Source organism: Richelia intracellularis HH01 (assembly GCF_000350105.1).
GTDB lineage: Bacteria > Cyanobacteriota > Cyanobacteriia > Cyanobacteriales > Nostocaceae > Richelia > Richelia intracellularis.
Genome location: NZ_CAIY01000044.1, coordinates 111208 through 138053, shown reverse-complemented (window position 1 = coordinate 138053; position 26846 = coordinate 111208). Strand labels below are relative to the sequence as shown.

Annotated in this window: 18 protein-coding genes and 1 pseudogene; 14 read left to right on the top strand and 5 right to left on the bottom strand. The window is 34.4% G+C overall.

Features of this window, described 5'->3' with window-relative positions; all coding sequences use genetic code 11:
- Positions 1-109: 109 nt before the first annotated feature.
- Positions 110-886 carry an enoyl-ACP reductase FabI gene (gene fabI / locus RINTHH_RS05380; protein WP_008233818.1) on the bottom strand — a complete coding sequence of 259 codons (777 nt, stop codon included), beginning with the start codon at positions 884-886 and terminating at the stop codon, positions 110-112.
- 975 nt (positions 887-1861) lie between these two features.
- Here fabI and ntcA point away from each other — a divergent pair.
- The 3 genes from ntcA to RINTHH_RS05365 all read left to right on the top strand — a co-directional run bounded on the left by ntcA (position 1862) and on the right by RINTHH_RS05365 (position 5542).
- Complete coding sequence (ntcA, locus tag RINTHH_RS05375) at positions 1862-2533, top strand: global nitrogen regulator NtcA (RefSeq protein WP_008233817.1); 672 nt, start codon at positions 1862-1864, stop codon at positions 2531-2533.
- A gap of 210 nt (positions 2534-2743) precedes the next feature.
- Positions 2744-4171: a DUF3084 domain-containing protein gene (locus RINTHH_RS05370; RefSeq protein ID WP_008233804.1), complete on the top strand. Its 1428-nt coding sequence runs from the start codon at positions 2744-2746 to the stop codon at positions 4169-4171.
- A gap of 930 nt (positions 4172-5101) precedes the next feature.
- Positions 5102-5542, top strand: coding sequence for a pre-16S rRNA-processing nuclease YqgF (locus tag RINTHH_RS05365; protein WP_008233803.1), 441 nt, complete (start codon positions 5102-5104; stop codon positions 5540-5542).
- Positions 5543-5685: 143 nt separating this feature from the next.
- Here RINTHH_RS05365 and RINTHH_RS05360 read toward each other — a convergent pair whose 3' ends face one another.
- Positions 5686-6696: an aspartate carbamoyltransferase catalytic subunit gene (locus RINTHH_RS05360; RefSeq protein WP_044304703.1), complete on the bottom strand. Its 1011-nt coding sequence runs from the start codon at positions 6694-6696 to the stop codon at positions 5686-5688.
- 666 nt (positions 6697-7362) lie between these two features.
- Between RINTHH_RS05360 and RINTHH_RS05355 the strand changes: the two genes are divergently transcribed.
- The 7 genes and pseudogenes from RINTHH_RS05355 to RINTHH_RS05325 all read left to right on the top strand — a co-directional run bounded on the left by RINTHH_RS05355 (position 7363) and on the right by RINTHH_RS05325 (position 15930).
- A complete protein-coding gene (locus RINTHH_RS05355; protein WP_008233801.1) occupies positions 7363-8634 on the top strand; it encodes a glycoside hydrolase family 10 protein in 1272 nt (423 codons plus the stop codon).
- A gap of 548 nt (positions 8635-9182) precedes the next feature.
- Positions 9183-9845, top strand: coding sequence for a septal ring lytic transglycosylase RlpA family protein (locus RINTHH_RS05350; RefSeq protein WP_008233800.1), 663 nt, complete (start codon positions 9183-9185; stop codon positions 9843-9845).
- A 267-nt stretch (positions 9846-10112) separates the two neighbouring features.
- The gene (locus RINTHH_RS05345; RefSeq protein WP_044304701.1) at positions 10113-11711 is read left to right on the top strand and encodes a bifunctional pantoate--beta-alanine ligase/(d)CMP kinase; all 1599 of its coding nucleotides are present in this window, start codon (positions 10113-10115) and stop codon (positions 11709-11711) included.
- Between the two features lie 275 nt (positions 11712-11986).
- A complete protein-coding gene (gene sodN / locus RINTHH_RS05340) occupies positions 11987-12484 on the top strand; it encodes a superoxide dismutase, Ni (protein WP_196794890.1) in 498 nt (165 codons plus the stop codon).
- A 31-nt stretch (positions 12485-12515) separates the two neighbouring features.
- Positions 12516-12860, top strand: coding sequence for a S26 family signal peptidase (locus RINTHH_RS05335; protein WP_081606234.1), 345 nt, complete (start codon positions 12516-12518; stop codon positions 12858-12860).
- 483 nt (positions 12861-13343) lie between these two features.
- Positions 13344-14368 (top strand): annotated as a pseudogene (gene purM / locus RINTHH_RS05330) (phosphoribosylformylglycinamidine cyclo-ligase).
- 962 nt (positions 14369-15330) lie between these two features.
- Complete coding sequence (locus RINTHH_RS05325; protein WP_044259823.1) at positions 15331-15930, top strand: peroxiredoxin; 600 nt, start codon at positions 15331-15333, stop codon at positions 15928-15930.
- A 129-nt stretch (positions 15931-16059) separates the two neighbouring features.
- Here RINTHH_RS05325 and hrmK read toward each other — a convergent pair whose 3' ends face one another.
- Positions 16060-17880 (bottom strand): hybrid histidine kinase/response regulator HrmK, encoded by a 1821-nt coding sequence (gene hrmK / locus RINTHH_RS05320; RefSeq protein WP_008233780.1) that lies wholly within the window; start codon positions 17878-17880, stop codon positions 16060-16062.
- Positions 17881-18994: 1114 nt separating this feature from the next.
- Between hrmK and RINTHH_RS05315 the strand changes: the two genes are divergently transcribed.
- Positions 18995-19864, top strand: a complete 870-nt coding sequence (locus RINTHH_RS05315) for a branched-chain amino acid ABC transporter permease (RefSeq protein ID WP_008233779.1) — start codon at positions 18995-18997, stop codon at positions 19862-19864.
- A gap of 171 nt (positions 19865-20035) precedes the next feature.
- Here the strand turns inward: RINTHH_RS05315 and RINTHH_RS05310 are convergent, their stop codons facing one another.
- Positions 20036-20755 (bottom strand): phosphoadenylyl-sulfate reductase, encoded by a 720-nt coding sequence (locus RINTHH_RS05310; RefSeq protein WP_008233778.1) that lies wholly within the window; start codon positions 20753-20755, stop codon positions 20036-20038.
- A 1322-nt stretch (positions 20756-22077) separates the two neighbouring features.
- Between RINTHH_RS05310 and RINTHH_RS05305 the strand changes: the two genes are divergently transcribed.
- The 3 genes from RINTHH_RS05305 (at position 22078) to RINTHH_RS05295 (ending at position 25702) form a co-directional block, all read left to right on the top strand.
- On the top strand, positions 22078-22377 hold the full coding sequence (locus RINTHH_RS05305; RefSeq protein ID WP_008233773.1) for a ferredoxin: 300 nt from the start codon (positions 22078-22080) through the stop codon (positions 22375-22377).
- A gap of 1849 nt (positions 22378-24226) precedes the next feature.
- On the top strand, positions 24227-24922 hold the full coding sequence (grpE, locus tag RINTHH_RS05300; RefSeq protein ID WP_008233772.1) for a nucleotide exchange factor GrpE: 696 nt from the start codon (positions 24227-24229) through the stop codon (positions 24920-24922).
- 450 nt (positions 24923-25372) lie between these two features.
- A complete protein-coding gene (locus RINTHH_RS05295) occupies positions 25373-25702 on the top strand; it encodes an STAS domain-containing protein (RefSeq protein WP_008233771.1) in 330 nt (109 codons plus the stop codon).
- Here the strand turns inward: RINTHH_RS05295 and RINTHH_RS05290 are convergent.
- Complete coding sequence (locus tag RINTHH_RS05290; RefSeq protein ID WP_044304696.1) at positions 25699-26835, bottom strand: PP2C family protein-serine/threonine phosphatase; 1137 nt, start codon at positions 26833-26835, stop codon at positions 25699-25701. The two genes, RINTHH_RS05295 and RINTHH_RS05290, sit on opposite strands and share 4 nt — an antisense overlap.
- Between the last annotated feature and the right edge of the window lie 11 nt (positions 26836-26846).

Sequence of the window (26846 nt, the reverse complement as noted above, 5' to 3'; positions counted from 1 at the left end):
GAAAAAGAAATTTTGGTGGTTTAGAAATAAGAAAAAGAGGAAAGAAATTTTAATTATACTCACTACTAAGTTCTAAATCCAGAATTTTCCCCTTTCCTTTCCTTCACAACTACATTCCCATAATCTGGTATCCTGCATCTACATAGATGACTTGTCCAGTGATACCACTAGCCAAGTCACTACATAAAAATGCTGTAGCATTGCCTACTTCCAATTGATTAACAGTACGTTGTAAGGGTGCTACTTCCTCCACATGGTGAATCATGTCTAAAATCCCACCCACCGCACTAGAAGCTAATGTACGAATTGGCCCAGCAGAGACAGCATTTACACGAATATTTTTGGTTCCCATCTCTGCTGCCAAATATCTAACACTAGCTTCCAAGGCTGCTTTTGCAACACCCATGATATTATAGTTAGGAACTGCCCTGATGCTACCCAAATAACTAAGTGTAACAATACTACCCCCTTTACTCATCAAAGATCCTGCTGCATCAGCTAGTTGTATTAGGGAATATGTACTAACCTCTAAGGCAATGTTAAATCCAGAACGGGGAGTTTTACTAAAATCACCACTCAAATCTTGTTTTTGTGCAAAAGCAAGACAGTGAATGAGAATATCTACTCGACTCCATCTGTCACCAATAACCTTAAAAGTCGATTTTACTTGCTTATCATCCTGAACGTTGCAAGGTAAACAGAAGCTAGGATTAAGTGGCTTGACTAGTTCACCTACTTTCTTCTCCATTTTGCCCTTTTCATCAGGTAGGTAGGTGATTCCCAAATTTGCTCCAGCCTTATGTAACTGTTGGGCAATACCCCAAGCTATAGAACGGTTGTTTGCAATACCCGTTACTAAAGCATTTTTTCCATTTAGATCCAGCATATAAGTGTTTGATATTTTTAAAATTAATGACCGCTTTTAGGAGCATACAAGAATCTGAGAAAATTTTTTAAAAGTTGTCAAAGATTAAAATAATGCCACTTGCTTCACCATAAGTATGAATCTCAGCAGTATACATACATGAAAAATCTCTTCTATTCTGGAAGATAATCTCACAATTCTATATTAATTAACCTACGCTACATTAAATATACTAATTACAAGTAAACTCTGTTACCCAAAATTGTTAAGTTATATTTTTAGATATATTTATGTAATTTCTTATTTCCATTTTCTATCTAAGTTAAATAACTGGGAGCATGATAAATATTTAGGGCCAAATGAAATTGTCATTGATACAAGTGATAGAGACGTGTTTCAACTAGATACCAGAGTGAAAAATTCTACACATCAAGCTCCCTGAGAAAATGATTGATGATTCTTCATGATTTTCATAGTATTAACTTCATGACTTGTGCCCTCCCACTTCGGGTTCAGGAATTAAATATTTTATCCAGTCATTCCTATGCACATGCTAGAGTGCAAAAACAGATCTTATTCAGACTGAGATTATGATCTTGATGTTTACTAGTACATATTTTATGGTTGAGACTGAGGGGGTTGAGTTAAAATATGGCCAGCCTTTCAGGTACCCTCTGGGAATAAATATATCTTCTTTTTCCCTCGATTGGGTCTGTATGTTAACTATTCTCCTTGAATTAATCGGACATCCTTAATATATGCTCAATACATATTAGATTTTTCTTAACAAAACTAGAAAACATCAGCTGTTATAAGAATCTATTAGAAAGTAGCATGTGGAATTATGAAAAATAATATGTCATCATGAACCAATAACTTACAAGAGGAGAGTTAAGTATAGAAAAACATAAACACTTGACTATGTGTTTTTGAAATTTTGGATGTATTCAAAGGAAATCAGTTTTATTTTTTTCGGCATTGGGTAGGGGAAGAGAGATGATCGTGACACAAGACAAAGCCCTAGCAAATGTATTTCGCCAGATGGCAACTGGTGCTTTTCCTCCAGTTGTAGAGACCTTTGAGCGAAATAAGACGATCTTTTTTCCTGGTGATCCTGCTGAACGAGTTTATTTTCTTTTAAAAGGAGCAGTAAAATTATCCAGGGTGTACGAGGCAGGAGAAGAAATCACGGTAGCACTATTACGCGAAAATAGCGTGTTTGGAGTGCTATCACTGCTGACGGGGAACAAGTCGGACAGGTTTTACCATTCAGTTGCATTTACACCTGTGGAATTGCTCTCGGCTCCTATTGAGCAAGTAGAGCAAGCACTCAAGGAGAATCCTGAGTTATCAATGTTAATGTTACGGGGTCTTTCTTCACGGATTCTCCAAACGGAGATGATGATTGAAACTCTTGCTCACCGGGATATGGGCTCAAGGTTGGTGAGTTTTTTGTTAATTCTTTGCCGTGATTTTGGAGTTCCTTGTGCAGATGGAATTACTATTGACCTCAAATTATCTCACCAAGCAATTGCTGAAGCAATTGGTTCTACAAGAGTAACTGTAACTAGATTGTTAGGAGACTTGCGTGAGAAGAAGATGATTTCCATACACAAGAAAAAGATTACTGTACATAAACCAGTAACTTTAAGTAGGCAGTTTACTTGAATTTATAGTTTGGGGTTTGGAGTAGGGAAAACTTGGCATTGTGCTAAATAATTTAAAATTTAAATCACAATAACCAAGCTCTGACTCTACTCTCCCATTACTACTTGTATATTAAATTTAAAGTGTGTTTAATATTGTGGAATTCTTCATTTGGTGTTTTTTTCAAAATCTATAGATTTTATCTGGAGGGATTTGGCTAGTTAAAATACAATGGACGCTGGGCATATCCTGATTTTGGCAATTTTAATTCTGGGAGGCGTAATTGCCACCATTGGTGATCTCATTGGCACACGTGTTGGCAAGGCTCGTTTATCCTTATTTAGCATGCGCCCCAAAAATACGGCGGTGATGATTACCATGTTGACTGGTATTTTAGTATCTGCATCTACCCTAGGTATTTTATTTGCTGCTGATGAGGGCTTACGTAAAGGGGTCTTTGAGTTAGATGATATTCAGAGGGATCTTAGAGATAGACGAGAGCAATTAGATAATACGGCTCAGGAGTTAGAAATTACTAATCAAAAGCTCAATAATATTACTCTAAATTTAGAGACTAACAGGAAGGAAAAGAAACAAGTAAAAAATCAGCTAGAAAAAACCAAGCAGGAATTAGAGAAAATTAATTCTTACCTAAAAAAAGCATTGAGAATACAAATACAAACCCAATATAAACTCAAACAGGCTCGAGGTGAGATTAAAAGTGCTTACAAAGAAAAAAGCAAGCTCTTACAAGAAATTGAGTTGCGGACAATAGAAAAGCATAAACTTTATAATCAGTCTCAAGCAGCAATTGCACAAAGAGAACAAGAACTGGATAAGCGTCGAGAAGCTATTGAACAACGTGATTACAAAATCATCCAATTAGACGGGATTATTCAAAAGCGTAATTTGGAAATCTCTCAGAGAGAAGAAGCGATATTAAAAAAAGAATTTCGTCTGCAAGAGTTAGAAAAGCAAAGGAGTCTACTGGAAGGAGAAGTTGCCAGACTAGAGAAATACTATCAGTCTTACCGCGATTTACGTCTGGGAAAATTGGCTCTTATTCGTGGTCAAGTATTGGCAGCTGCTGTTGTGAGTGTGGAAAAACCATCTGCTACCAGTCAATTAGTAATTAAACTGCTGGAACAAGCTAATCACAATGCTAACATTCAATTAGCAGAACCTGGTACGAATCCAGGCAATAATCAGATTGTACAGATTAACCAAGACCAGATTAAGCAGTTAAGTCAGAAAATTCGAGATGGTAAACAATATGTTGTAAGGGTATTATCAGCTGGCAATTATGTTAGGGGGGAAGATCAAATTGAATTTTTTGCTGATGCTGCTTTAAATCAATTAGTTTTTTCGGAAGGTGAAATATTAGCTGTCACTACTACCGACCCTAAAACAATGACATCTTATCAATTGCGTCAGCGCTTGGAGTTATTGATTTCAGCTTCTCAATTCCGCGCTCGTAATGCAGGTATATTAGAAAGTATTGAGGTAGATAGTACTTTTTTGCAATTTATGGCTCAAATTAATAAACAAAAACAAGCAATAGAAATCAGAGCAGTTGCTGCCCAAAACACTTACACAGCAGGGCCTCTAAAGGTAAAATTAATTGCAATGTATCATGGAAAACTAATTTTTAGCACTTAAATAACTTTGAATTTTTGTTTTTCAGCCTGTGTTGCTAGATAATTGGCATTTTATTTTTTTGTATTATAATTTCCATATTTTTTATTTTGATAATAGATATGGATTTCCTAAAAAACACTTATATTATGCTAATTTACAGGTAATGAGAAACTTTAGATTTTCCAATAAGATCATAATTTATTTTTAAATATATATTCACTTTTTATTGTAAGAATTTCAGTTTTTTTGTATATCAACTTGTATCTTGTATAATAAGAATATTGAATATGATTTTATTATGAATCAGTAATAACTTACTTAAGTCCATCAAAAATATAAACAAATTATTCTATGCTATTTAGTAAAAGTTATTGTTGTACTGTCTTATTTATTAAATAATATATAGATATTATAACCTATAGGTCTACTAATAAGCTAATGAGCTGGAGTATTAATAATATTGCTAAATTCAGATTTCATATATCAGCTGAATTTGAACGGAATGCAAATTCAGCTGATATGTTAGAAACAAACATTTGTTTGCTGTTAACTCCAAGAAGAACTTATAGTTAAACAGAACATATTTGCTATTCATAGGTAGACACTTTATGAATATAGCAGGACTTGAAAGTTTTCTAGTTTAATTATGTTATTGCCAAAACTGGCAGCTCATGTTTTAAAGCGTCCTCAATTTTTGGCATTTTCCATATCTAGTTACTAACTTTACATTTTCTCTTGTTTCTGAATAACTCTATTGTTTTTATAAACAGGGATTATGTCAAAATAATATAGGTCATTAGATAATTGGTTAAAGAAAACTAATGGGTGCGGATTTATCTATTTAAATTGAAAACCTAGATTATTTAGTTATATCGAGGTATTAAAGTAAAATCCTTAAACCTATAGTTGCCATCCCATCGAGATAATCTAAAATCAAAAATCTCAAATTGAATGACAAACGATCATCAGGAATTTTTTCCCACGCAGCCAACAATTTTAGGTTTTGATCCAGGCCGCGATAAGTGTGGCATTGCGGTTATGGGATTGGATCGTCAACTCTATAACCACCAAGTTTTACCTGCCAAGCAAGTTATTACTACCATCAATAACCTTCAGGAAAAATTCCCCATTTCTCTAATAGTAATGGGAGATCAAACTACTGCTAAAGGGTGGCAAAAGCTATTACAGGTGGATCTCCTCAAGCCTGTAAACATCATCATGGTAGATGAGCGATATACTTCTCTAGAAGCGCGGGACCGATATTGGCAAATGTATCCACCTCAAGGTTTAATCAAAATTTTGCCACCTGGTATACGCACCCCATCACAACCTATAGATGATATTGTTGCGATCTTACTAATTGAAAGATATTTAAATCGCCTTACTAGTTAAAAAGGAATTGGAAATGCTTATAAATCTAACTGCTAACCCAAATTTTGGCTAATCTTTAAACCTCTGATAGAACAAAAACTATAACCTTCTACCTATTAAGCTTTTCTGTAATTTTTTACTTCCTTGCTATTTATTCCAACTCTTTACTCTTTCTCTTCCCCTATGGTCTTACAACTGCCAATTAAATATAATAATGCCATCCGTACAGCTACACCACTAGTAACTTGATCTTGAATCAAGCTAATTTCTGGATCATCTATTAGATCGGAACTAATTTCTATGCCTCTGTTTACTGGACCAGGGTGTAGAACTTTTACATTGGGATTGCACAGTTTTAACTTTGACTTAGTAATGCCAAATAAATAATGGTATTCACGCCAGGAAGGTAATAAATAGGAAGCCATACGCTCTTTTTGCAACCGTAGGGTTATGACAAAGTCTGCACCCTCTAAGGCTGGTTCTAATTGCCAATGCAGAAATATTTTTCCTGCTCTATCTTGACCATAATTATTAAAAAACCTTGGTAATAATGTTGGTGGTGCAGCTAGATGTACTTCTACATCAGTTGCTGTTAAACTCCATATGTTAGAATGAGCAACGCGAGAATGTAGGATATCTCCTATAATAGCTATTTTTTTACCCTTCAAAAGATCCAAGCGGGGGTTTTTGGCATCTAGAAGGGTACAAATAGTAAATAAGTCCAAAAGTGCTTGGGAAGGATGTTCATGTTGTCCATCTCCAGCATTTAAGATACTTACCTTTATTCCTAAATTATCCATTTCCTGAGCAATTACTTGTGGTATCCCCGCTTGCCGGTGGCGAATAACCATAATATCGGTTCCCATTGCCACATAAGCCTTAGCAGTGTCGAGAATAGTCTCCCCCTTAGTCATGGAAGAAGTAGCAGAAGAAAAGTTCAGGATATCTGCAGAAAGCCGTTTAGCTGCTATTTCAAAACTACTACGAGTGCGGGTCGATGGTTCGAAAAATAAATTTGCTACCACTTGTCCTTGAAGAGTGGGAACCTTCTTTATTCCCCGGGATAGAACTTCCCAAAAACTAGCAGTTGTTTTTAGCACAGTATCATATTCAGCTTTGGTAAAGTTAGCAAGAGAAAGAATATGGCAACGACCCCAGGTATTATTAGCAGGCATAAATTTTGGCTTGGCTGTAAATTTGTAACCCTTGCACTATTGGAAGCAATAAAATTGTCCCTCTCTGCAACTAAATCCAGTTTTAATAGATTTAATAGCATGTTATGTTTAGTGCTCACTGATTTACTATTTATTTTTTTATTTACATATGCACCAGAAATAATATTATCTGTTCATCCAAACTAATTATAAAATAAATTGTAAATATACCGATAAGATTCTATTACTATACTTTCCCAGGTTTTAAGCATCATAATCAATAATGACTAGCTATTTGACTGATTTAAGGGTATTTACTTTGATATCATTTAGGTTGTGGAATATGTGTCGTAACCTTACGCTCGAATTCAAGATTCAGGATCATAACATTTTTTTGAATTCACACTACTTATCTCCCATGTAATTCTTGATTGAGTTCAAAATATAAACCATTCATGCTATAAAATATGGAAAAGCTTTGGTACTGATCATACCTAGTTTTACTTGTTAATTTCCACTAAAATTAGAATATAAACTGCAGACATAAACGCAATGTTGACTATCTAGTATGTTTAGTATGTATGTGTTTTAAACTGGTACAAGTATGACTTTTCATTCTCTAGACACCATTATGTAATTTAATAGTTGGATGATGCTAATGTAGACTTTCATATTAGTTGTAAATCTATGAATTTTCTGTTAGTTCAGTATTTTGGATTTTATTGGTTTAATCTGCTGAAAAATCGAAGATTATTATCTCTGGGTGTATCAGCTTTTAGTGTTGCTATAATAGTGATATTATGTTTTTCTGTGAATACTCAAAATCTATCCCTAGATTTCCTGGAGGTAAAACAAACAACAGAATTGAGAGGAGTGTGGTTGACTAATATTGATAGTAATGTTTTATTTCAACCTAATCACTTAAAGAATGCTTTAAAACAGCTTAGGAAACTTAATTTTAATGTTATTTATCCAACGGTATGGAATTGGGGTTATACTATATACCCAAGCAAAATTGCTGAAAGCGTTACAGGTATTTCTCTTCATCCTGAGCCAGGCTTAAAAAACCGAGATGTACTTAAAGAGCTTATAAAAGAGGGCAATAAACAGAAGTTAAAGGTAATTCCCTGGTTTGAGTTTGGCTTTATGGCTCCAGCTAATTCACAATTGGCAAAGAAACGCCCTTATTGGTTAACAAATCGCCATGATGGAAGTAAAATTTGGAAGGAAGGGACTCATGATCGTGTATGGTTAAATCCATTTCGCCCAGATGTACAGGATTTTATCCAAAATTTAATTGTTGAGATAGTGAGAAAATACGATATAGATGGGATTCAATTTGATGACCATTTTGGTTTACCTTCAGAATTGGGATATGATCCTTATACAGTAAAAATTTATAAACAAGAGCATTCCGGTAAGTCTCCCCCAATAGATCCAAAAGATATTGAGTGGGTAGAATGGCGTGCCAATAAAATTACAGACTTCATGGAGCGTATATTTATTGCCATTAAGGCCGAAAGGGGAGATTGTATTGTTTCTGTTGCACCAAACCCCCAAAGGTTTTCTTATAAGTACTTTTTGGCAGATTGGCAAAGATGGGAAAGGATGGGATTTTTAGAAGACCTGGTAATTCAAATATATCGTAATGATATGAATGTATTTATTAAAGAGCTAGAGCAAGCAGAAGTCAAAGCTGCTAAAAGCCATATTCCAGTGAGTATTGGCATTCTTGCTGGTTTAAAAAACAAATCCGTACCTATCGAGCAAATCCAGGCGCAGATAAAACAAGTGCGCAATCACAACTTCTCTGGTGTTTCCTTGTTCTTCTATGAAACTTTATGGAATTTGACTAAGGAAACTAAACGTAAACGTCTTTCCGGATTACAAAATACTTTTTCTCAACCAATAATTTACCCTAACTTGCTTGATGGTTGGAAGCCATATCAGTACGATTGAATAACAACAACATCATACCATTGTGTAAAACATTAAATGACAACTCAAAATTTGTTTAGGTTGACTTGTTTTTTAAATGTAATTGATAAAAGCATAAATGTTAATCTAGAGAGATTGCAAAAACTATTATTAGTTTAGTGATTTTCAAGTTAGTAAATATAATCAACGGGTGAATTTTTCCCTTCAGTGTTTGTCTAAACTATAAAATCACTACCCACCTTCAATAATTTAAAATGTAACAAGCAAATACTTTCCGAAATTTTGTAAATTCTTTCGAATATCTATGAGAAAAGGTAGCATTATTAATATCTTCAATTAAGGAAGGTTCTGTAGTGACTTGGCAATTTTTGTTTTTATTTCGGGTTTCCAACAACTAGGTATGGTAGGGTTCTGATACTCAGGCTCAAAAAATTGTGTTAGCCTATTCCGGGCATTAGCGAGATGTGAAGATGGGATGACTTCAATTTATAGGATGTATATATCATAGCGATACCTTAGTTACACTTCTGGATGTAACTAGTTTTTTCATTAGCTTAGAAATTGGATGCATGAATCAAAGAAAAATGTGGATCACTGTTACTCTGTTTGCAGCTATTTTAGGAAGCTTCTCAATTGGTTGCTCGCAGATTAAAAGAGGAAAAACAACTTCTTATAGATTATTGGCAACTATTAATACAGTTAAGGTGGGAGAATACAAATCTCAAGGGTTCAATTCAATAAAAAACCTAGGGCAGAATTTAATATATGTGTCTAATCGCTTGCCAATATTAATGAGTTCAATATCTTCCTTAAAAGAAATTGATAGTTCGCAAGTTGTTAAGGAAATTGCACTGAATCAGTCAGAGAGGTTTTTGATAGTGCATCATACAGGCACGAGAAGAAACCTGAGTAAGGCTTATAGATTCAGGGGGAAAAACCATATCTTCAAGGGCATTGCCTCTTTTTATGGTTATGATGGTTCCGGGAATAAGACTGCTTCTGGGGAGAAGTTTAATCCAGAGGCAATGACTGCAGCTCATCGCACCTTGCCTTTTGGAACAAGAGTGCGGGTTACTAATCCTCATAATGGACGCTCAGTAATTGTGCGCATCAATGACCGCGGTCCCTTTATTCACGGTCGAGTTATTGACTTATCTTATGGAGCAGCAAGGGTATTGGGAATTATACGTAGGGGAATTGCACCTGTAAAAGTTCAAATTATGGATAAATAAAATCCCAATTAGTATCGATGCAAAGCAAGATTCAATCATATAACTGTTCAAAATCAAATTATTCTTGAGTTAATTAAAATGACTGAAAATTTCACATTGCCTAAAAAAGTAAAATCCTATTATTAATTTCACTTTGTCAAAAGACCATCTTTTGTAAATATTTGGGCACTCTACTGTAAGGGCTATTTTTCTCTGATGCCCTGGCATCCTACCCCAATTTCGGATATAAATTAGTGGGAAAAAGAAATTGGGGCTAGAGGAGTTTTTGTGCGCTTGCTGACAAGTATTATGGCTTTACGTTGCTATTTGACTCAACGCCGAAAACCTAATTGCGTAGTAGATAAGCCAATCACTTGGGATATAAGTAACTTGTCTTATACTACCGTAGGTTTGGTTCCTACTATGGGAGCTTTGCATAGAGGACATTTAAGCCTCATACACAGGGCATGTGAGGAAAACCATACAGTGATCGTCAGTATTTTTGTGAATCCTTTGCAATTTGGCCCTGATGAGGATTATTATAATTACCCCCGGATTTTGGAGCAAGATTACCAGTTTTGTAGACAAGCCGGGGTAGATGCGGTTTTTGTACCAACTTCAAAAGAAATGGGAATTGGTCTAAAGAATTCAGCAGAATCATCGGTGATACAGGTGATACCACCACATATTATGACATCTGTCTTATGTGGTCGTTCTAGACCAAGTCACTTTCAGGGTGTTGCAACAATCGTGATCAAGCTTTTCAACTTAGTACAGCCGGAAAGAGTATATTTTGGTCAAAAAGATGGACAGCAACTAGCAATTATTAGGAAATTGGTGGCTGATCTTAATTTTCCTATGGAAGTTATTGCTTGCCCAACAGTAAGAGAAATATCAGGGCTAGCTTTAAGTTCCCGCAACAATTATTTGACAGGGGATCAGATACAGCAAGCTAATGGCTTGTATCGCGCTTTAATAAAGGCTAAAGAAGGTTTCGGTTCTGGTCTGCGTCGTAGTAAAACTCTTATTGCTCTGGTGCGTAAAGAATTAGCGCAAATTAGCAGTTTATCTGTGGAGTACATTGAATTGGTAGAGCCGAATACATTAATGCCTATAGATATAGTAGAGGATGAAGGAATGTTGGCAATTGCTGCTCATATAGGCAATACTCGTCTGATTGATAATATTATCCTACGTAATCGCCAACCTATTATTGCCATTGATGGACCTGCAGGAGCTGGCAAATCTACTGTTGCCCATCAGGTTGCAGCTAAACTCAAATTAGTATACTTAGATACAGGGGCTATGTATCGTGCTATAACTTGGTTAGTATTACAACATGGCATTAAAGTGGATGATGAGTGTGCGATTGCGGAGTTGGTGAGTCATTATTGTATTGAACTTACTCCAAGCGAAGATCCTCTATATTCATTAACCATCATGATTAATGGGAATAATCTGAATGAAGAGATTAGGTCAGTGGAAGTGACATCTAATGTGTCAGCGGTAGCTTCCCATAAGTCTGTTCGTCAAGCTTTGGTTAAGCAGCAACAAACATGGGGCCAAAAAGGTGGTTTAGTAGCAGAGGGAAGAGATATTGGTACCCATGTTTTCCCAGATGCAGAAGTCAAGATTTTTCTCAATGCCTCTATAGAAGAACGGGCACGTCGTCGCCAGCAAGACTTTCAACGGCAGGGGGAACCAGAGGTCTCTTTGGAACAACTAGAAAAACAAATAGCTGAACGCGATTGGAAAGATAGTAACCGTGAGGTTTCACCTTTACAAAAAGCTAATAATGCTATTGAGATTAATACCGATGGCTTAACTGTATCGCAAGTCACGGCAATAATTATTCAGAAATACCAGCATTTGATATCTGAGTTATAAAAATCCTAGTGATAACATGTTGAAAATACTCAAGATTCTACCTCTATATTGTTGCTTTGAAATGCTCTAAAAATAAGGATTTTCATAATTTGTAAGATAGGCTTATTGAGAATGTGGATCCTCGGAAGATTTCTAATAAAAAATAACATATAGCTTAGTGCTATTTGGGTTGCTTGGCAATCCAAATAGCACTAAGCTATATGTTATAGGGATGTTTGTTGTTTGTATACTTTAATTTCCCCGATACTGACCAGTTTTTTTCGTGCATTTCCAAGATGAGTCAATCTATAGATACAATGTTGAATACAATTGTTAAAATACTAAGAAATTGCTTTCCTGCCCCAGAAGTACATGCTCATTGTGATGGTCCCTGTGGGGTTTACGATCCCGCCTCTGCGAGAATTACTGCAGAGGCAGTATTGTCTATGACTAAGAAAATCATAGATTTGGAAGTACCTGCTACTGGTGATAAAGCAGCTCATATTGCTTATCAGAATCTCTTGTCTCGCTATATATCCATCAAGGAAGAGCAGGCTCAAAAAACCAAAGATGATTTGTTGATTCTTTGGACCGATTACTTTAAACCAATCCATATTGAACAATATCCTGACTTACATGATATTTTTTGGAAAGCAGCAAAACTATGTTCTGCTTGTAAGGTAGAAGTAAGTCTAAAAAATGCTCAAGAACTAATGGATTCAGTGCAAAATATCCATCAAATATTCTGGTCTACCAAGAAGCGAGATATTTCCTGGTATAAAGCTAGTAGCTAGAAATAATTTGGTGGTGTTTCCCTTTGGAGTTATGCTTGAGTGGCTTGAAACCTCTAAAAAGTTATTACTATTAATTTTTGGCTTCAGGAAGAGATTTCGTGTAATAGGTTCTTCGATGATTCCCCTATTACAATCAGGGGAAGAAATCCTAGTAGATACTCAAGCCTATAAACAAATCTACCCACAAGTAGGCGATATAGTTATTGCACAACTCCCGTTTCAAGGGGAAAAAATAGTTAAAAGAGTAGCTGCAGTGCTTGAGGATGGCTCTTGCTTTCTAGTAGGGGACAACTATTCTGAAAGCACTGATAGTCGCCATTATGGTTTTTTGCGAATTCAAAATATCATAGGTAAAGTCACGGGTAGATTTCCTTAGAGTTATAATCAAAGTCAATTAATAACCCAATAAACAATTTGTGAGTAAGCATCAAAATATTTACTCTTAGTTCACTACAAATTATGATTCAGTCTTTTCAATGACTATTTCAAAAATACTATGAACTACCATAGTTTAATATGAAAGTTTCTAATGATGGTTTAATAAACAAATTTGCTTTTTTGCCCTTTATTTTATGTTTTTTGTGGACAGGCAAGAATTATATTTATCATCTATAGATAGAGTATCTAAAATTTACTTATCAAGATAACTATATCTAATAAAATTGGAGCAATACGAAGTAAATCCTACTGCATAAGGAACATATACAACTCTTGAAATATATTAACCAAGATTTAATAAGCTTAGATTGATATTGATAATGTGATGGGATTCAAAATGAGGTATTTTAATTGGAGTTATGAGTTATTTTAACAGTTAATTCATAATTTTTGTTGTGGAAACTTGCATTATTTTAATTTCATGGATTATAAGGACGCAGGAGTTGATATTAAAGCTGGTAAATCCTTTGTAGAAAGAATCCGCAGTTCTGTACATAGTACTTTCCGCCCGGAAGTAATTGGGGGTTTAGGGGGTTTGGTGGTTGTTTTCAATTAGCAGAAGGTTACAAAGAACCAGTTCTGGTTTCTGGAACTGATGGTGTTGGAACTAAGCTGAAAATTGCCCAGGTTACTGGTTGCCATCATATAGTTGGCATTGATTTAGTAGCAATGTGTGTTAATGATGTATTAACATCTGGTGCTGAGCCCTTATTTTTTCTAGATTATTTGGCAACTGGGAAACTGGAACCGGAAAATTTATTGGATGTGGTGGCAGGTATTGCCCATGGTTGTAAGCAAGCTGGCTGTGCTTTGCTAGGAGGGGAAACCGCAGAAATGCCGGGGTTTTACCAATTAGGTGAGTATGATTTAGCCGGTTTTTGCGTGGGAGTTGTGGAAAAAAGGCAAATTTTGGATGGTTCTCGGGTGCAAATAGGCGATATTGCGATTGCTTTGCCGAGTTCTGGTTTACATAGTAATGGTTACAGCTTGGTAAGGGAGATTATTGCGAACAAGAAATTAAAATGGAGTGCCCGCCCCACTATATTTAATGGTCAAAGTTTAGGGGAAATATTTACCATACCCACCCATATTTATGTCAAACCAGTACTAGCTGCACGTCAAGCAGGCATAGATATCCATGCCATGGCTCATATTACTGGGGGTGGATTACCGGAAAACCTACCTAGGTGTTTGGGTGAAGGACAATCTATAGAAATAGATGTTAAAAACATCCCTACGTTACCAGTATTTCAATGGTTGGCAGAAACTGGAGGAATTAGTCCTCAAGTCATGTATGATACTTTTAATATGGGTATTGGTTTTGTCTTATTATTACCAGTACAGCAATTGAAATTAGCCATAGATTTTTTTCAAAAGTATGATATATCAGCTTTTGCAATTGGTGAAGTAGTTAATGGTACAGGTGAGATACTAGGATTTCCCTAAGTGGGATTTCAAGAGTTTTCACAAAAAATTTGAAATTAATAATTATCTATAGATAAAAGTGAATCAATGTTATTTACAAACCATCATGAATAGTGAATTATGACTTCTTACTTATATTTAAGTTTGAGCCTAGTTTCATAGTCTGAGAATAATATATACAAAAAAGCTGGTGAGAAATTTATCACTGTCTACAAAACTATGAGTTAACATATTCTCAGGCTTATAGCTAGTAATTAAAACAAATACAGGCTATCCTAACTCTTTACCTAAAACTGATTTATTATTTGACTGTGGATCAAGAGTCTGTCAGGTTTGTATATATAATACTTATTCCATAAGCCCTGTTGTACTTCTTCCAACTAGGCATAAGTTCAATACCGTATTCCATAAAACTGACATTCATCATAAATCTAGCTTAAATGCTAAAAATTACCAAATAATTCTTTTTCTAACAACTAAGAATATCTCTACTAGGGATTCATCATCCTAAATTAATTGAAAAAATTTCAAACTATGATTAATGAGCGTAATCTCAGGGATAAATAGCCACTCATGATAAGTGTGAGTGTAAATCTTATGCTGAATCACTTGCAAAACAATGATTAACAGCTACCCTTTAAATATCTGAACTTTTTATACACCAATCAAAATCGTTATGACTATGATATATTCGTAGAGTCCTATAATAAAGCACTGATAAATTGTTAGAAAATTACCACATTTTGGAATACTAGATGGGTAAGGTCTGGTTGTCCGTAATTTAATAAGATAATCTGACATATTAAGATTTTACCCAGAAAGCAAGTAAGATTTTGCCTAGTTAAAGATTAAGTGCTTGATTGGTTTTATAACTTATTAAGAACAGTCAAGCTTGTAAGCATAATATGGCAGGGTCAGGTTCAGCCCATACCATAAAACACTACCAGATACATATAAAACTCAAGGAGAATTAGTGTATGTCAATTGCAGCAGAAGGGTGTATCCGCGTTGGACAGCAGGCTCCTGACTTTACAGCAACTGCTGTAGTGGATCAAGAATTTAAGACCATTAAGCTTTCCGACTATCGTGGTAGATATGTCGTTCTATTTTTTTATCCTTTAGACTTTACTTTTGTTTGTCCAACAGAAATTACAGCTTTTAGTGATCGCTATGAAGAATTCAATAGACTTAACACAGAAATTCTAGGTGTTTCAGTTGATAGTGAATTTTCTCATTTAGCATGGATTCAAACTGATCGTAAACTTGGTGGTGTAGGTGATTTGAACTATCCTCTAGTTTCGGATATAAAAAAAGAGATAAGTGCTAGCTATAATGTCCTTGATCAATCTGCGGGTATTGCCTTACGTGGTTTATTTATCATTGATAAAGATGGCATGACTCAGCATGCCACAATCAACAACCTGGCTTTTGGTCGTAATGTTGATGAAACCTTAAGGACTCTACAAGCCATTCAGTATGTTCAATCCCATCCTGACGAGGTATGTCCTGCAGGTTGGCAGCCAGGTGATAAAACTATGAATCCTGACCCTATTAAGTCCAAAGTTTACTTCTCTACTATTTAGTAAACTGGGCTAGCGTAGCTCCTGACTAAGGAATAATTAATAAGGCCCCAGATAATTGCTTGTCTTGGGCTTTGATCTAGGAGGCTTTAATTGTCCTTGCAGGGAGGAGAACAACTCTCTCAAGCGAACCTACCTAACGTATTTAGAAATTATTCTTGTCAATTCTGACAAGTCGATTGGTTTGGAAATGTAATCATTTACCCCTGCGCTCAAACAAGCTTCACGATCTCCTTGCATTGCCATGGCAGTTTGGGCAATAAGGGGGATATGTTGGTATTTATCGTGTTGACGTAGTCGTTTGATTAGTTCAAAACTTTTGCTGTCAGGTAATTGAATATCCAAGAGAATAACAGCGGGGCTGATCTGTGTCAACACCTTCCAAACTTCTGCTGCACTTTTAACCCAAGTGACCCAATAACCCTTATTTTTTAAAAATGTTTGTATTACATGAGCATTGTCTAAGTCGTCCTCTAGTAACAAGACATCTAAGGAAATAGGATGTAGAGATACAGATGTTCCTAGCATTTCTTCTGATTCTATTTTATCTGCTTCTGCTAGGAACTGAGGAAAATTGTCTAACTGCAATACAGCATTTGGTGTTAAAGGCAAGAAAATAGTGAACTGGGAACCTTGATTTATATCTGATTCCACTTCAATCCAACCACCATGTATTTCTGCCAGTTTCTTAGTAACAACTAATCCTAAACCTGTGCCCTCTTGACGATTGCTAACAGAATTTGTGATTTGGCAATATGGTTGAAACAGTTGGTCCTGAAGCTCTTTGGGGATACCTCTACCTGTATCCCATATGGTGAAACTTATAAACGAATCATCATAGCATACCCTTAACCCGACTGTCCCAGTAGCAGTAAATTTGAGAGCATTAAAAAGTAAATTTAATAACATTTGCTTTACCCTAAGGGAATCTGCTACCAGAGTAGGAATGTTTTCATCTATCTCTACTTGCAGTTTTAAACCCTTATTACCTGCCTTCTCTTTAACCAAGGCTAAAACGCTACTACATAATTCTGTTATATTTACTTTTTCCCAATGTATGTCCAATTGATCAGCCTCAATCTTAGACAGGTCTAAAATATCGTTAATCAATGCCAATAAATGCTTTCCACTGGAAAGGATTATATTTAAATACTCCTGGTGCTTTTCCCTACTTTTTTCGTAACCTTGAGCCAGAATTAATTGGGTAAAACCAAGAATTGAGCTCAAGGGGGTACGTATTTCATGGCTGGTACTTGCCAGAAATTTATTTTTGAGTTGATTAGTTCGTTCTAAGTTCTTATTAAATGTTTGTAGGTTCTGACAATAATTCTGTAAATCCAGTATTTGCCTCAACTGCTCCAAAATTTGAGTACATTGCTGGGCTGCACCCGTCATAAACCCAGATATAATCTGGGTTTCATCACCAGACAGGGAAAATGTTACATCCATAATCAGCCATGCTGAGTAGGCAGAATAACTACTAGGCAAACACCAAGCTTTTTGGGGAAACTGGTGTTCTAGGCTTTGTAATTCCTCAAGTGTAATTTCTGCAGACAATTTTAGGGATAGCTGATTCTCCTCAGTGGGAATTATGCTTGCTCGTTTATCTTTTAACTCTTTCTGAGATGATCTAACGAGGTAGCAGATCGAACCAAAAGAAGCCTTTGCTTGCACTAGTGCAACTGCCAAGCAACCCTGGTGGAAAACACTAGAAGGATAATCCTCTAGAGCAATTTGTAATTGTTCCAATATAAGTTGGAAAAAATCTGCCTCTGAAAATAATTTTATTTTCAGGCATAAGACCCGACTTAATTCCATACTGAGACGACTTTGCAAGCGCCTCAAGCTCCGCTCCAACCACAATTCAGCATTCACTCGTTGAATTGCCGTCAAAAGGTTTGACGATTTATCTAATTGGGAATTACTTTCTGGTAACCTTGAAGACTGCGGCATGGTCGCATAGACCGGTGAAAAATAGATATTAATAAGGCTCTTGACTAATATTCAAGTCCCCAATATAAAATACAAAGTATGATTTTATATCATGGTATTTTATACCTTCTTGATCTTCACATAACTAAACTACTAAATTCATAGTATATCAAAACTATTAAGTGCAACAAGGACAAGTGCAACTGGATAGTAGTGTATTATTTTATAATACTATTGTGGTTTGAGAGGGTATTAAAAGAAGCCATTAGAGGCAGAAATCCACGTCCATAATAATACCATAATAAAGCTCACATGAATATACAAGTCATTGCATTTATTTTGTGCAAAAGCTCATAGTCCCAGCCTACTTGCAAACACTCCATAAACTAAACGAAATCAAAATTTTATAAGAATATTATCATTGTGGAAAATTTAAACTGAGTAATGCATAACCCCTCATTCCTTGGGGTTTACAAGATTACTAAAAAACATAACAATCATAACTTACCATTTATCCCATAAGAAATCCCATATCACAGTGATTAAGTCAAATATTATGTTTGCTATGTGGTTTCCTATTGAGATTGATGAGCTCATATGACGACTATGAGGATATTTAGTGGCATATAGAAGAATGTTTAAACTTGCTTGCTGCGATGAAAGCACGTAATGTTAATAATAAGGTGTAAACACTGATAAATCATTTGTATAATTACTTCTAGCAAAACATAGAAAATTGTGTTTATGATTAACAACATGTTGGCTTCATGCTTGTATTTTCCATATTAAGCTTCAGAAATTGGATCTCTGAAAAATTTTTATTATTGAGATTTCGGATTATTGGCGTTGACTCTGCTTATTTCACTTACAAATGTCCTATTTTCAGTGTATTCACAATCTATAATTAAAAAGGCTTGTGTACAGTAATGCTTGATTTTTTAAACGCTACCTGTGTGGAGGAGCATAAAGATTAAGAAAAGGTTTCTCTTGTTTGATTTTTAATATTCATATATAAATTGGCCAGAGCCAAATATATAAATTGGCCAGAGCCAAACCCCTGATAGGGATGAAAATGAATCTTAAAGTTTTGATTAATCGTAATTATTGGAGTTTTAAAGTAAATATTTGGAAGATTATGGACATACAATTTGCCCAATTAATAGTTAATGGAATCGCTTTAGGGAGCATTATTGCATTGGCATCTATTGGACTGACTCTTACATATGGTATTTTGGGTTTGTCTAATTTTGCTCATGGTGACCTTATCACCCTTGGTGCTTACTTGACCTTACTAGCTAATTCACTAGGGATAAATATTTTGATATCGGTGGTAATAGCAGCAGTCGGAACTGTTAGTTTCATACTCTTATCAGAAAAATTGCTCTGGTCAAGAATGCGGTGTATTCAAGCCAAGTCAACTACTTTTATTATTATTTCCATTGGACTAGCTTTATTATTGCGGAATAGCATCATTTTCATTTGGGGTGGAGGTAACAAAAACTATAATTTACCGGTTACTCCTGCTTTAAAAATATTTGGTCTGAATATACCTCAAAATCAATTGCTAGTACTGATTTTGACTGTAGCGGCCATTTTGGCCCTAAACTACCTCCTACAGAAGACAAAAATTGGTAAGGCAATGCGTGCAGTGGCAGATGATATAAATTTGGCTAGAATATCTGGTATTAATGTCGATAAAGTAATTATTTGGACATGGGTAATTATTGGTAGTATTACTTCACTAAGTGGTAGTATGTATGGTCTGATTACTACTATTAGACCAAATATGGGTTGGTTCTTAATTTTGCCTTTATTTGCTTCCGTAATTTTGGGGGGAATTGGTAATCCATATGGTGCAGTTGCTGGTGCTTTTATTATTGGTACTGTGCAAGAAATTAGCACCCCATGGTTAGGTTCTCAGTATAAACAGGCGGTAGCTTTGGCAATTATGATAGCTGTACTATTGATTCGCCCTAAAGGATTATTCAAGGGAACAAATATTTAGAGTTTATCCTAGGTTGCTAGATTAAAAAGCATTGGAAAGCAGAGTAAAAGAGCATATTTTTATGCTAATAATTTACTACATCAGAGGTGAATACAAATAGTATGATAGATATGGGTATTCTCCATTTTTGCCTTTGCTAAAGTATCTCCCTAAATTTATATATTGTTTGAATCACCTACGTACATGTAAGCCACATTCTTTGAATGTAGATTCTTCCCACCACCAACGCCCTTCCCGTTCATGCTGATTGGGTAATACAGCCTTTGTACAAGGTTCACAACCAATACTAATAAAACCCCTTTCATGTAACTTATTGTAAGGTACATCTGAGGCCTTGATATATTCCCAAACTTGTGCAGAAGACCAGTTGGCTAGGGGGTTTAACTTAACTAAGACATGACCAGGGGTAGAAAAAGCACTATCTGCTTCAATTATGGGTATATAGTTGCGAGTGCTGGGACTTTGGTCTTTACGTTGGCCTGTAACCCAAGCATCAAGAGTATTAAGTTTACGACTTAGAGGTTTAACTTTGCGAATACGACAACATTCCTTATGACCATCAGTATAGAAGCTAAATAATCCTTTATCCTCTACTAGAGCTTCAACTTCGACTGCATCCGGAAACATTACTTCTAGTTTGATCCCATAGTAATTTCTTACCTCATCCAAAAGTTGATATGTTTCTGGGTGTAGGCGCCCAGTATCTAGAGTGAAAACACGGAATTTGCTAGTAATTTTTGATACCATATCAATTAGGACTACATCTTCAGCACCACTAAAGGAAATAGCAATATTTTCGAAATTATCCAGAGCAAATTTGATAATTTCTTTTGGTGCTTTCTGACTATATTGCCTCTCTAAGGCAGATAAATTTAAGTTGGCTGTAGACATTACAATATCTTATATTTTCCTCTCCTTTATTTGTAAATTATACTAACTTCAGAATAAAAAATGAAGAATAAATTTATCTATATATAGCAAGGAAAAATTCTATATCAAGAGTATAAAATCAATGTTAAATATTCTCAAGAGTTTTGATTATAAATATAAATATTTTTGTAATTCCTCCACAAATTCCCAAAATCCTTCATACATAAATAGTCCTGAAGATTTATTTTCAATTTGAAAAATTTCATTAGGGTGATTTACTGTAATGGTAAAGTAATTGCAAATCAAGGACAAGGAAAGCATTTAATTCTAAAAATGGCAATCATTGTAGTACTGTGTGCAAGTAAAAAGACAAAAGTAAGATTTAGCAAGACTATTAGTTATGAGTTAGGGTTTTCAAGGGTATTTTTAAATAGTTAAGTGGTGCCATCATAATCACTATTTTATGAAAAAGGGATAAGATTATTTTAAATAATCTTATCCCTTGTGTTCAGTAGACTTTATCTCGAATTTTACTTCCATCTTAAACATAATTGAAAATTGAAAACTAGGTATTAGGGTTTATAGAATATCTTGAATTTTTAAGGAATACTTACTTTGATGTCAAATCTGAGTGTGTCAATACCTAACTAGATTACTTAAATAGTTAGGTATTGATAAATATTATTAAATCCATAATAAATTTTCCTGTAGGTTGTTATCAATAACCTACAGGAAAATTGTATTGACCTATCTACCCAAGAGGAAGATTAATTTTTTACTTATAAATTTATGGAAATACTTAGAATCCCCAGGGCTCCAGCAAAAATATGCCGAACACCTCAAAATTACTGGTAAGTAATTCCCACTAAAGATAATGATATCCGGTATTTTATTGCTATACTATCCGAGCCAGTATAAATACATGAACTAAATACTGTGAAGTACTAGTCCTATTCACTTAATACAGCTCACTATGACTAGGTTTTACAGAATTGGGAATAAGACAATTAGATGAGTATTATACAAGTATTGTTTTACCAAATCTACTTAGTATAATAACCAATTCACAAAATAGGGTTTTTCTGAAAAAACATAATATTTCCCGATACAATGACAACTCTAATGATATAAGATAAACTTATATATATTCAGCAACTAAACTTCATTACTAATCCATAGCCAATCCAGGGAATTTTCTAGTTTCATCTTGCACTTTTTCTCGTAGTATCAGAACTGAGGCAAATTTTTACTAACGGCCAATCAAGTTTTTGGATGGGCTGTTATTATTTGTTTTTAAGACATCCTAATACTGCCCTTGGGCGAAGGAAAGAGAGGAATAAACAATGGCAACCTACAAGGTAACACTCATTAATGAAAGTGAAGGTCTCAACACCACTATAGAGTGCCCAGACGATGCTTACATTTTGGATGCAGCAGAAGAGGCTAGTGTGGATATGCCGTACTCCTGCCGTGCTGGTGCTTGCTCCACCTGTGCTGGCAAGCTTATATCCGGTAGTATTGACCAGTCTGACCAGTCTTTCCTTGATGATGATCAAATTGAAGCCGGATATGTGCTCACTTGTGTTGCTTATCCTACTTCTGATTGCATTATTGAAACTCATAAGGAAGAAGACCTCTACTAAAAAACCAGGATACAAGCACCAAATTATATAAAAGTCATCATAAATTTAGTGCTGAGTATACTGACCATAATGGTTATCTACTCCATAGAGACTGCTTCAAGTCAAAATCTACTGCTATGCAATACTTACTTTGCTAGGTTAATATAACTCGGCAAAGTAAGTATTGTATTATTAGGATAAGTTTTAAGGCAGGTCATTATAATTAATGACCTGCCTTAATTGGATTTAATATTTACTTGATTATACTTAGCAATTGAATCTAAGTTCGATTTTAATAAAGTTGAAGGATATTAGATCTAAGAGGATCCTAAACTAAAGAGTTTTTACACCACAGTATGAATCAATCCTAATACATATTCCAATTGACTGCTCATACTAAATATTAAAATCCACTATAATCTAAGTTTGCCTTGAATCAGAAATAATAAGTAAAAGAAAGTAATACTAGGTAAAAAAGCACAATAAAATTTGTTTACACTTAGTGTATAAGGTAACTATGTAATTTTGATAGTTAGTTTAAAGCTGTTTCTTCTTTTGCTCAGTTCTATAACCTTAAAATATATTATTTTATATCTGTTATGCGTGCTATTTCTTAATAATTGCATAAGTTACTGCCACCCCGTATTAATATCTTCTAATAGGCTTACCTTTTATTAGTAGAACATCTTCTGCTCTAAATGTAGGCGAATTGCTTAAGTGTTCTTGCCATTGTATATTTCTGATATGAATGCTATATAGACCCTGAAGATGTCTTTATCGTGCTTTAATAAACTAAATATTCATAATTAGAGTAAGTAAAGTCTTCCGGAATTAATTGAAGAGTATAATTAATTTGATTCAGTATTAGATTAATAGTAATTATAAATTTATTTGGTGATTAATCATCTACTTGAAGTGAATTATCATATTCTAAAAAGACTATTTATTTTTTGGATGTTAGGATTATTTATCATTATCCAATAAAAAAACTTATCCAGCAAAATGCAACATCCATATAGATAGTTCCCAGATGATTTGTTAATATCTATAATACTATTCTAGGAAGACTTAACACATAAGACTATTTATAAATAAATTAAGGTATTGACTAACATAAATAAGTTGTATTTTGTGATGTTTATTATCAAAATTTGTATCTTTGTTTATTATTACATATATCTACTAAATGCATGTACATATCTATTTTTTGTTTGGTAATCAAATTAACTTATCAATTCACAATTTTGTATATACTAGGTTTCCAAGATAAAATTACTATTTGTAGTATTCGCAAGTATATTTATTATTTACAATCTGTTTACTATAAAGACTAAGATAGACTTATTATAATATACTAAGATTATTGTTAAAAAGGCTCTTAAACTAATTCAATATTACTAGAAATGTACTAAACCGAGATACTACATTAAATCGGGCATCTAAAATCATTTTTATATACTTATTAAAGTAACCTATAAGTTAATTATTTTGAGTTATTAATATCAGGTATGAGACCACCCAATTATATTAATAAATTATCAAAAGTTTTAAGCTCTGAATATTTATTATTCTTACTTCTGAAATTCCAAAAGCTCTCACGATTAGAGAAATCATTTATATGTCTTTGACATTACTGCAAACTTCACCTCTTATGTTCTCTTAGTCAAAGAGGTTAACAGTGAAACTACCATAGACCTGCTAACTCAAATAATTCAAGTAGAATGAAATCTTTCTTGGATATTTGGGAAGTTATTGGGAGAATATAAAAAGAGAGAGGGAAAAATATATAGATTTGTTTTGTATTTATTTTCTAGTGGACTACTTCCAGTCTGCCGTAAAATTCTTCGATTCACCCCATCATTTTCAAATAATGCCTTATTCTAATTTGACTCAGAGATTACACCAGTTAATGCAAAAGGTGGGAATTACCAGTTTTAGAGAGCTAAGTCGTGTGTCTGGTATTTCTGAGAGGCAAATTTTGCGGCTGCGAAGGGGAGAAATTGGGGAAATGCGATTACATGTGTTGTTAAAATTATCAGCAACACTAGTAATTTCATTGAGCAGACTAGTGGGTTGTTTTTCCAGAGAAGAAGTCAAAATGCAAATGCCAATAACAAATCCGGAATTAATGCAACAACAGATGGCTAATCTACAAGTAGAATACCAGTTGTTACAGCAACAGCTCAATCAGAAGTATAAATTATTACAGCAAGACTTTCAGCAATCAACATGGCAACTATTAGAATCCTTAATAGTACAGTTTCCAACTGTAGTACAAAAAGTTCGGGAAAATAGCCAACTGCCGGCAGTTAAAATTATACCTTTGGTAAAAAAGTCTTTGGAAAGACTTTTAAAAGCCTGGGGAGTAGAAATGATTGCAAATGTAGGGGCGGAAGTACCCTACAATCCGCAAAAGCATCAATTAATGGATGTTAATTTAGTACCAGGTGAAATTGTCAGGGTTCGCTATACAGGTTATAGACAAGGTAACAAATTACTATGTAAAGCTAAGGTAGGTCCTATTGTGTTACAGGGTGGAGATTTAAATGTAAATAACTTATCATAGACTAATAAAGTGTACCCTAAGTTTATAAACCATTATTAAGCATAAACCTATTAGCATGGCTATTTCCACTTTTAATTGTTTATCTTTTAATCAGTGCTTTTATAACACCGTGTAATTGTTTTAAGTATATTATTGGGAAATAGGGCTCCCTACTACTAATATTTTGAGTTCATTAGCTTCAATTTTTTTGCTTATCTGTAACATCCAACTTCCTACATCTCTATGCTAAATTTTATATTTTGTTGTTTACTTGTAGCAAAAATACCTTTATATGAATATGACAAAAATATTGGATTAGGGCTATTATTTAGATATTCTGCTAAGTTTGTCTTTGACCATAAACTATAACTTCAGTCAGAGTCAACTATAGGTTTTTGTTGAAAATTTTGATGGAGACTAAAGATACTTGTATCTAACAAAGTTCAAATTTAATAATTGTGAATAATATTCATGAATAATAATCAGATTCAAATTATACAACCAGGTGGAATTTTAGACGCAGCCACATCACAAAAATTGCAATCACAAATAATTGGACTAGTAAATAATGGAACAAAAATAGTCTTAGTGGATTTTCAAAATGTAACCTTTATGGATAGTTCTGGGTTAGGATACTTGGTATTAGCTTTTAAATACTTACGTGAAGTCGATAGTAAGTTGTTGATGTGTTCGGTAAATGAGCAAATAAGAATACTATTTGAACTTACTGGAATGGATAAAGTCTTCACGGTATTTTCTAACCAAGAAGAATTCAACCAATCACCACTTTTCCATAGTTAGTAAAACTGTATTTTTAATATAGATAAATCATCTTCAAATGATGGTTGTGAATGAGAATGAATTAATATTTTTACAATTTGTTCTAACTGATAATTAGGGGTTTTAGAAACATTTATTAGGGTCTGTACAAAAGTATCTAGTCCCCAAATTTCCCCATCAGCTTTAGTAATTTCATAGGCTCCATCACTGAAAATATACAAACTACTATTTTTTTCAACTTCACAAGTCGAATCAGTATAATTTGCCTCTAGAAACATGCCAATAGGCATTCCAGGAGTTCTTAATTTATGTATTACGGGGTGGTAATTTCTATCTTCAGGAACTAGTATTGCAGGGGGATGACCTGCACTAGCATACGTTAATTTACGTTGAGGTAAATGATAAACACCATACCAAATAGTAAAGTATTTATCATTTTGATCATTCATGGGAAAAGTTTCATTTAGGGCTTTTAGAACCTCGCTAGGTTGATAGTAGTTTAATCCCTTCAATGCCCGTGCTCTTAATAAATTGAAAACAGAAATAGATAAAAGAGTTGCCCTTAAACCATGCCCAGCTGTATCTAAAAGATAAATTGCTAAATATTCTGAATCCAACCAGTAGTAATCAAAACAATCACCGCCTAACTGTCGAGAAGGTATAAAACGAAAATCAATGTCTAATGGGGATGTCATTGGCATTGGTAGCAAAGACATTACATAGTCTGCAGCTTCTGCTAATTCTTTTTCCAGGAGTTGTTTCTGGTTTTGTAAATCTTGGCTTAATTGATGCAAACGCAATCCAGCTCTTACCCTAGCCCTTAACTCATTATTTTCAATGGGTTTAGTAATAAAATCATCGGCTCCGGCATCCAATCCTTTAACACGATCAGCAGTAGAACCTAATGATGTTAATAGAATAAAAAATGTGGTAGATAAATATGGCGAATTTTTAATATAACGACACACATCAATACCAGTTAATCCTGGCATCATCCAGTCACAAATAATCATTGCTGGTGGAAAAATCATTGCTTGTTCTATCCCATATTTTCCATTACTAACAGCGATCACTTCATAGCCTTCTTTCTCCAGCATTCTTTTCAGTAATATTTGTACTGCTATATCATCATCAATAATCAAAATTTTAAACATAAAATTTTAGA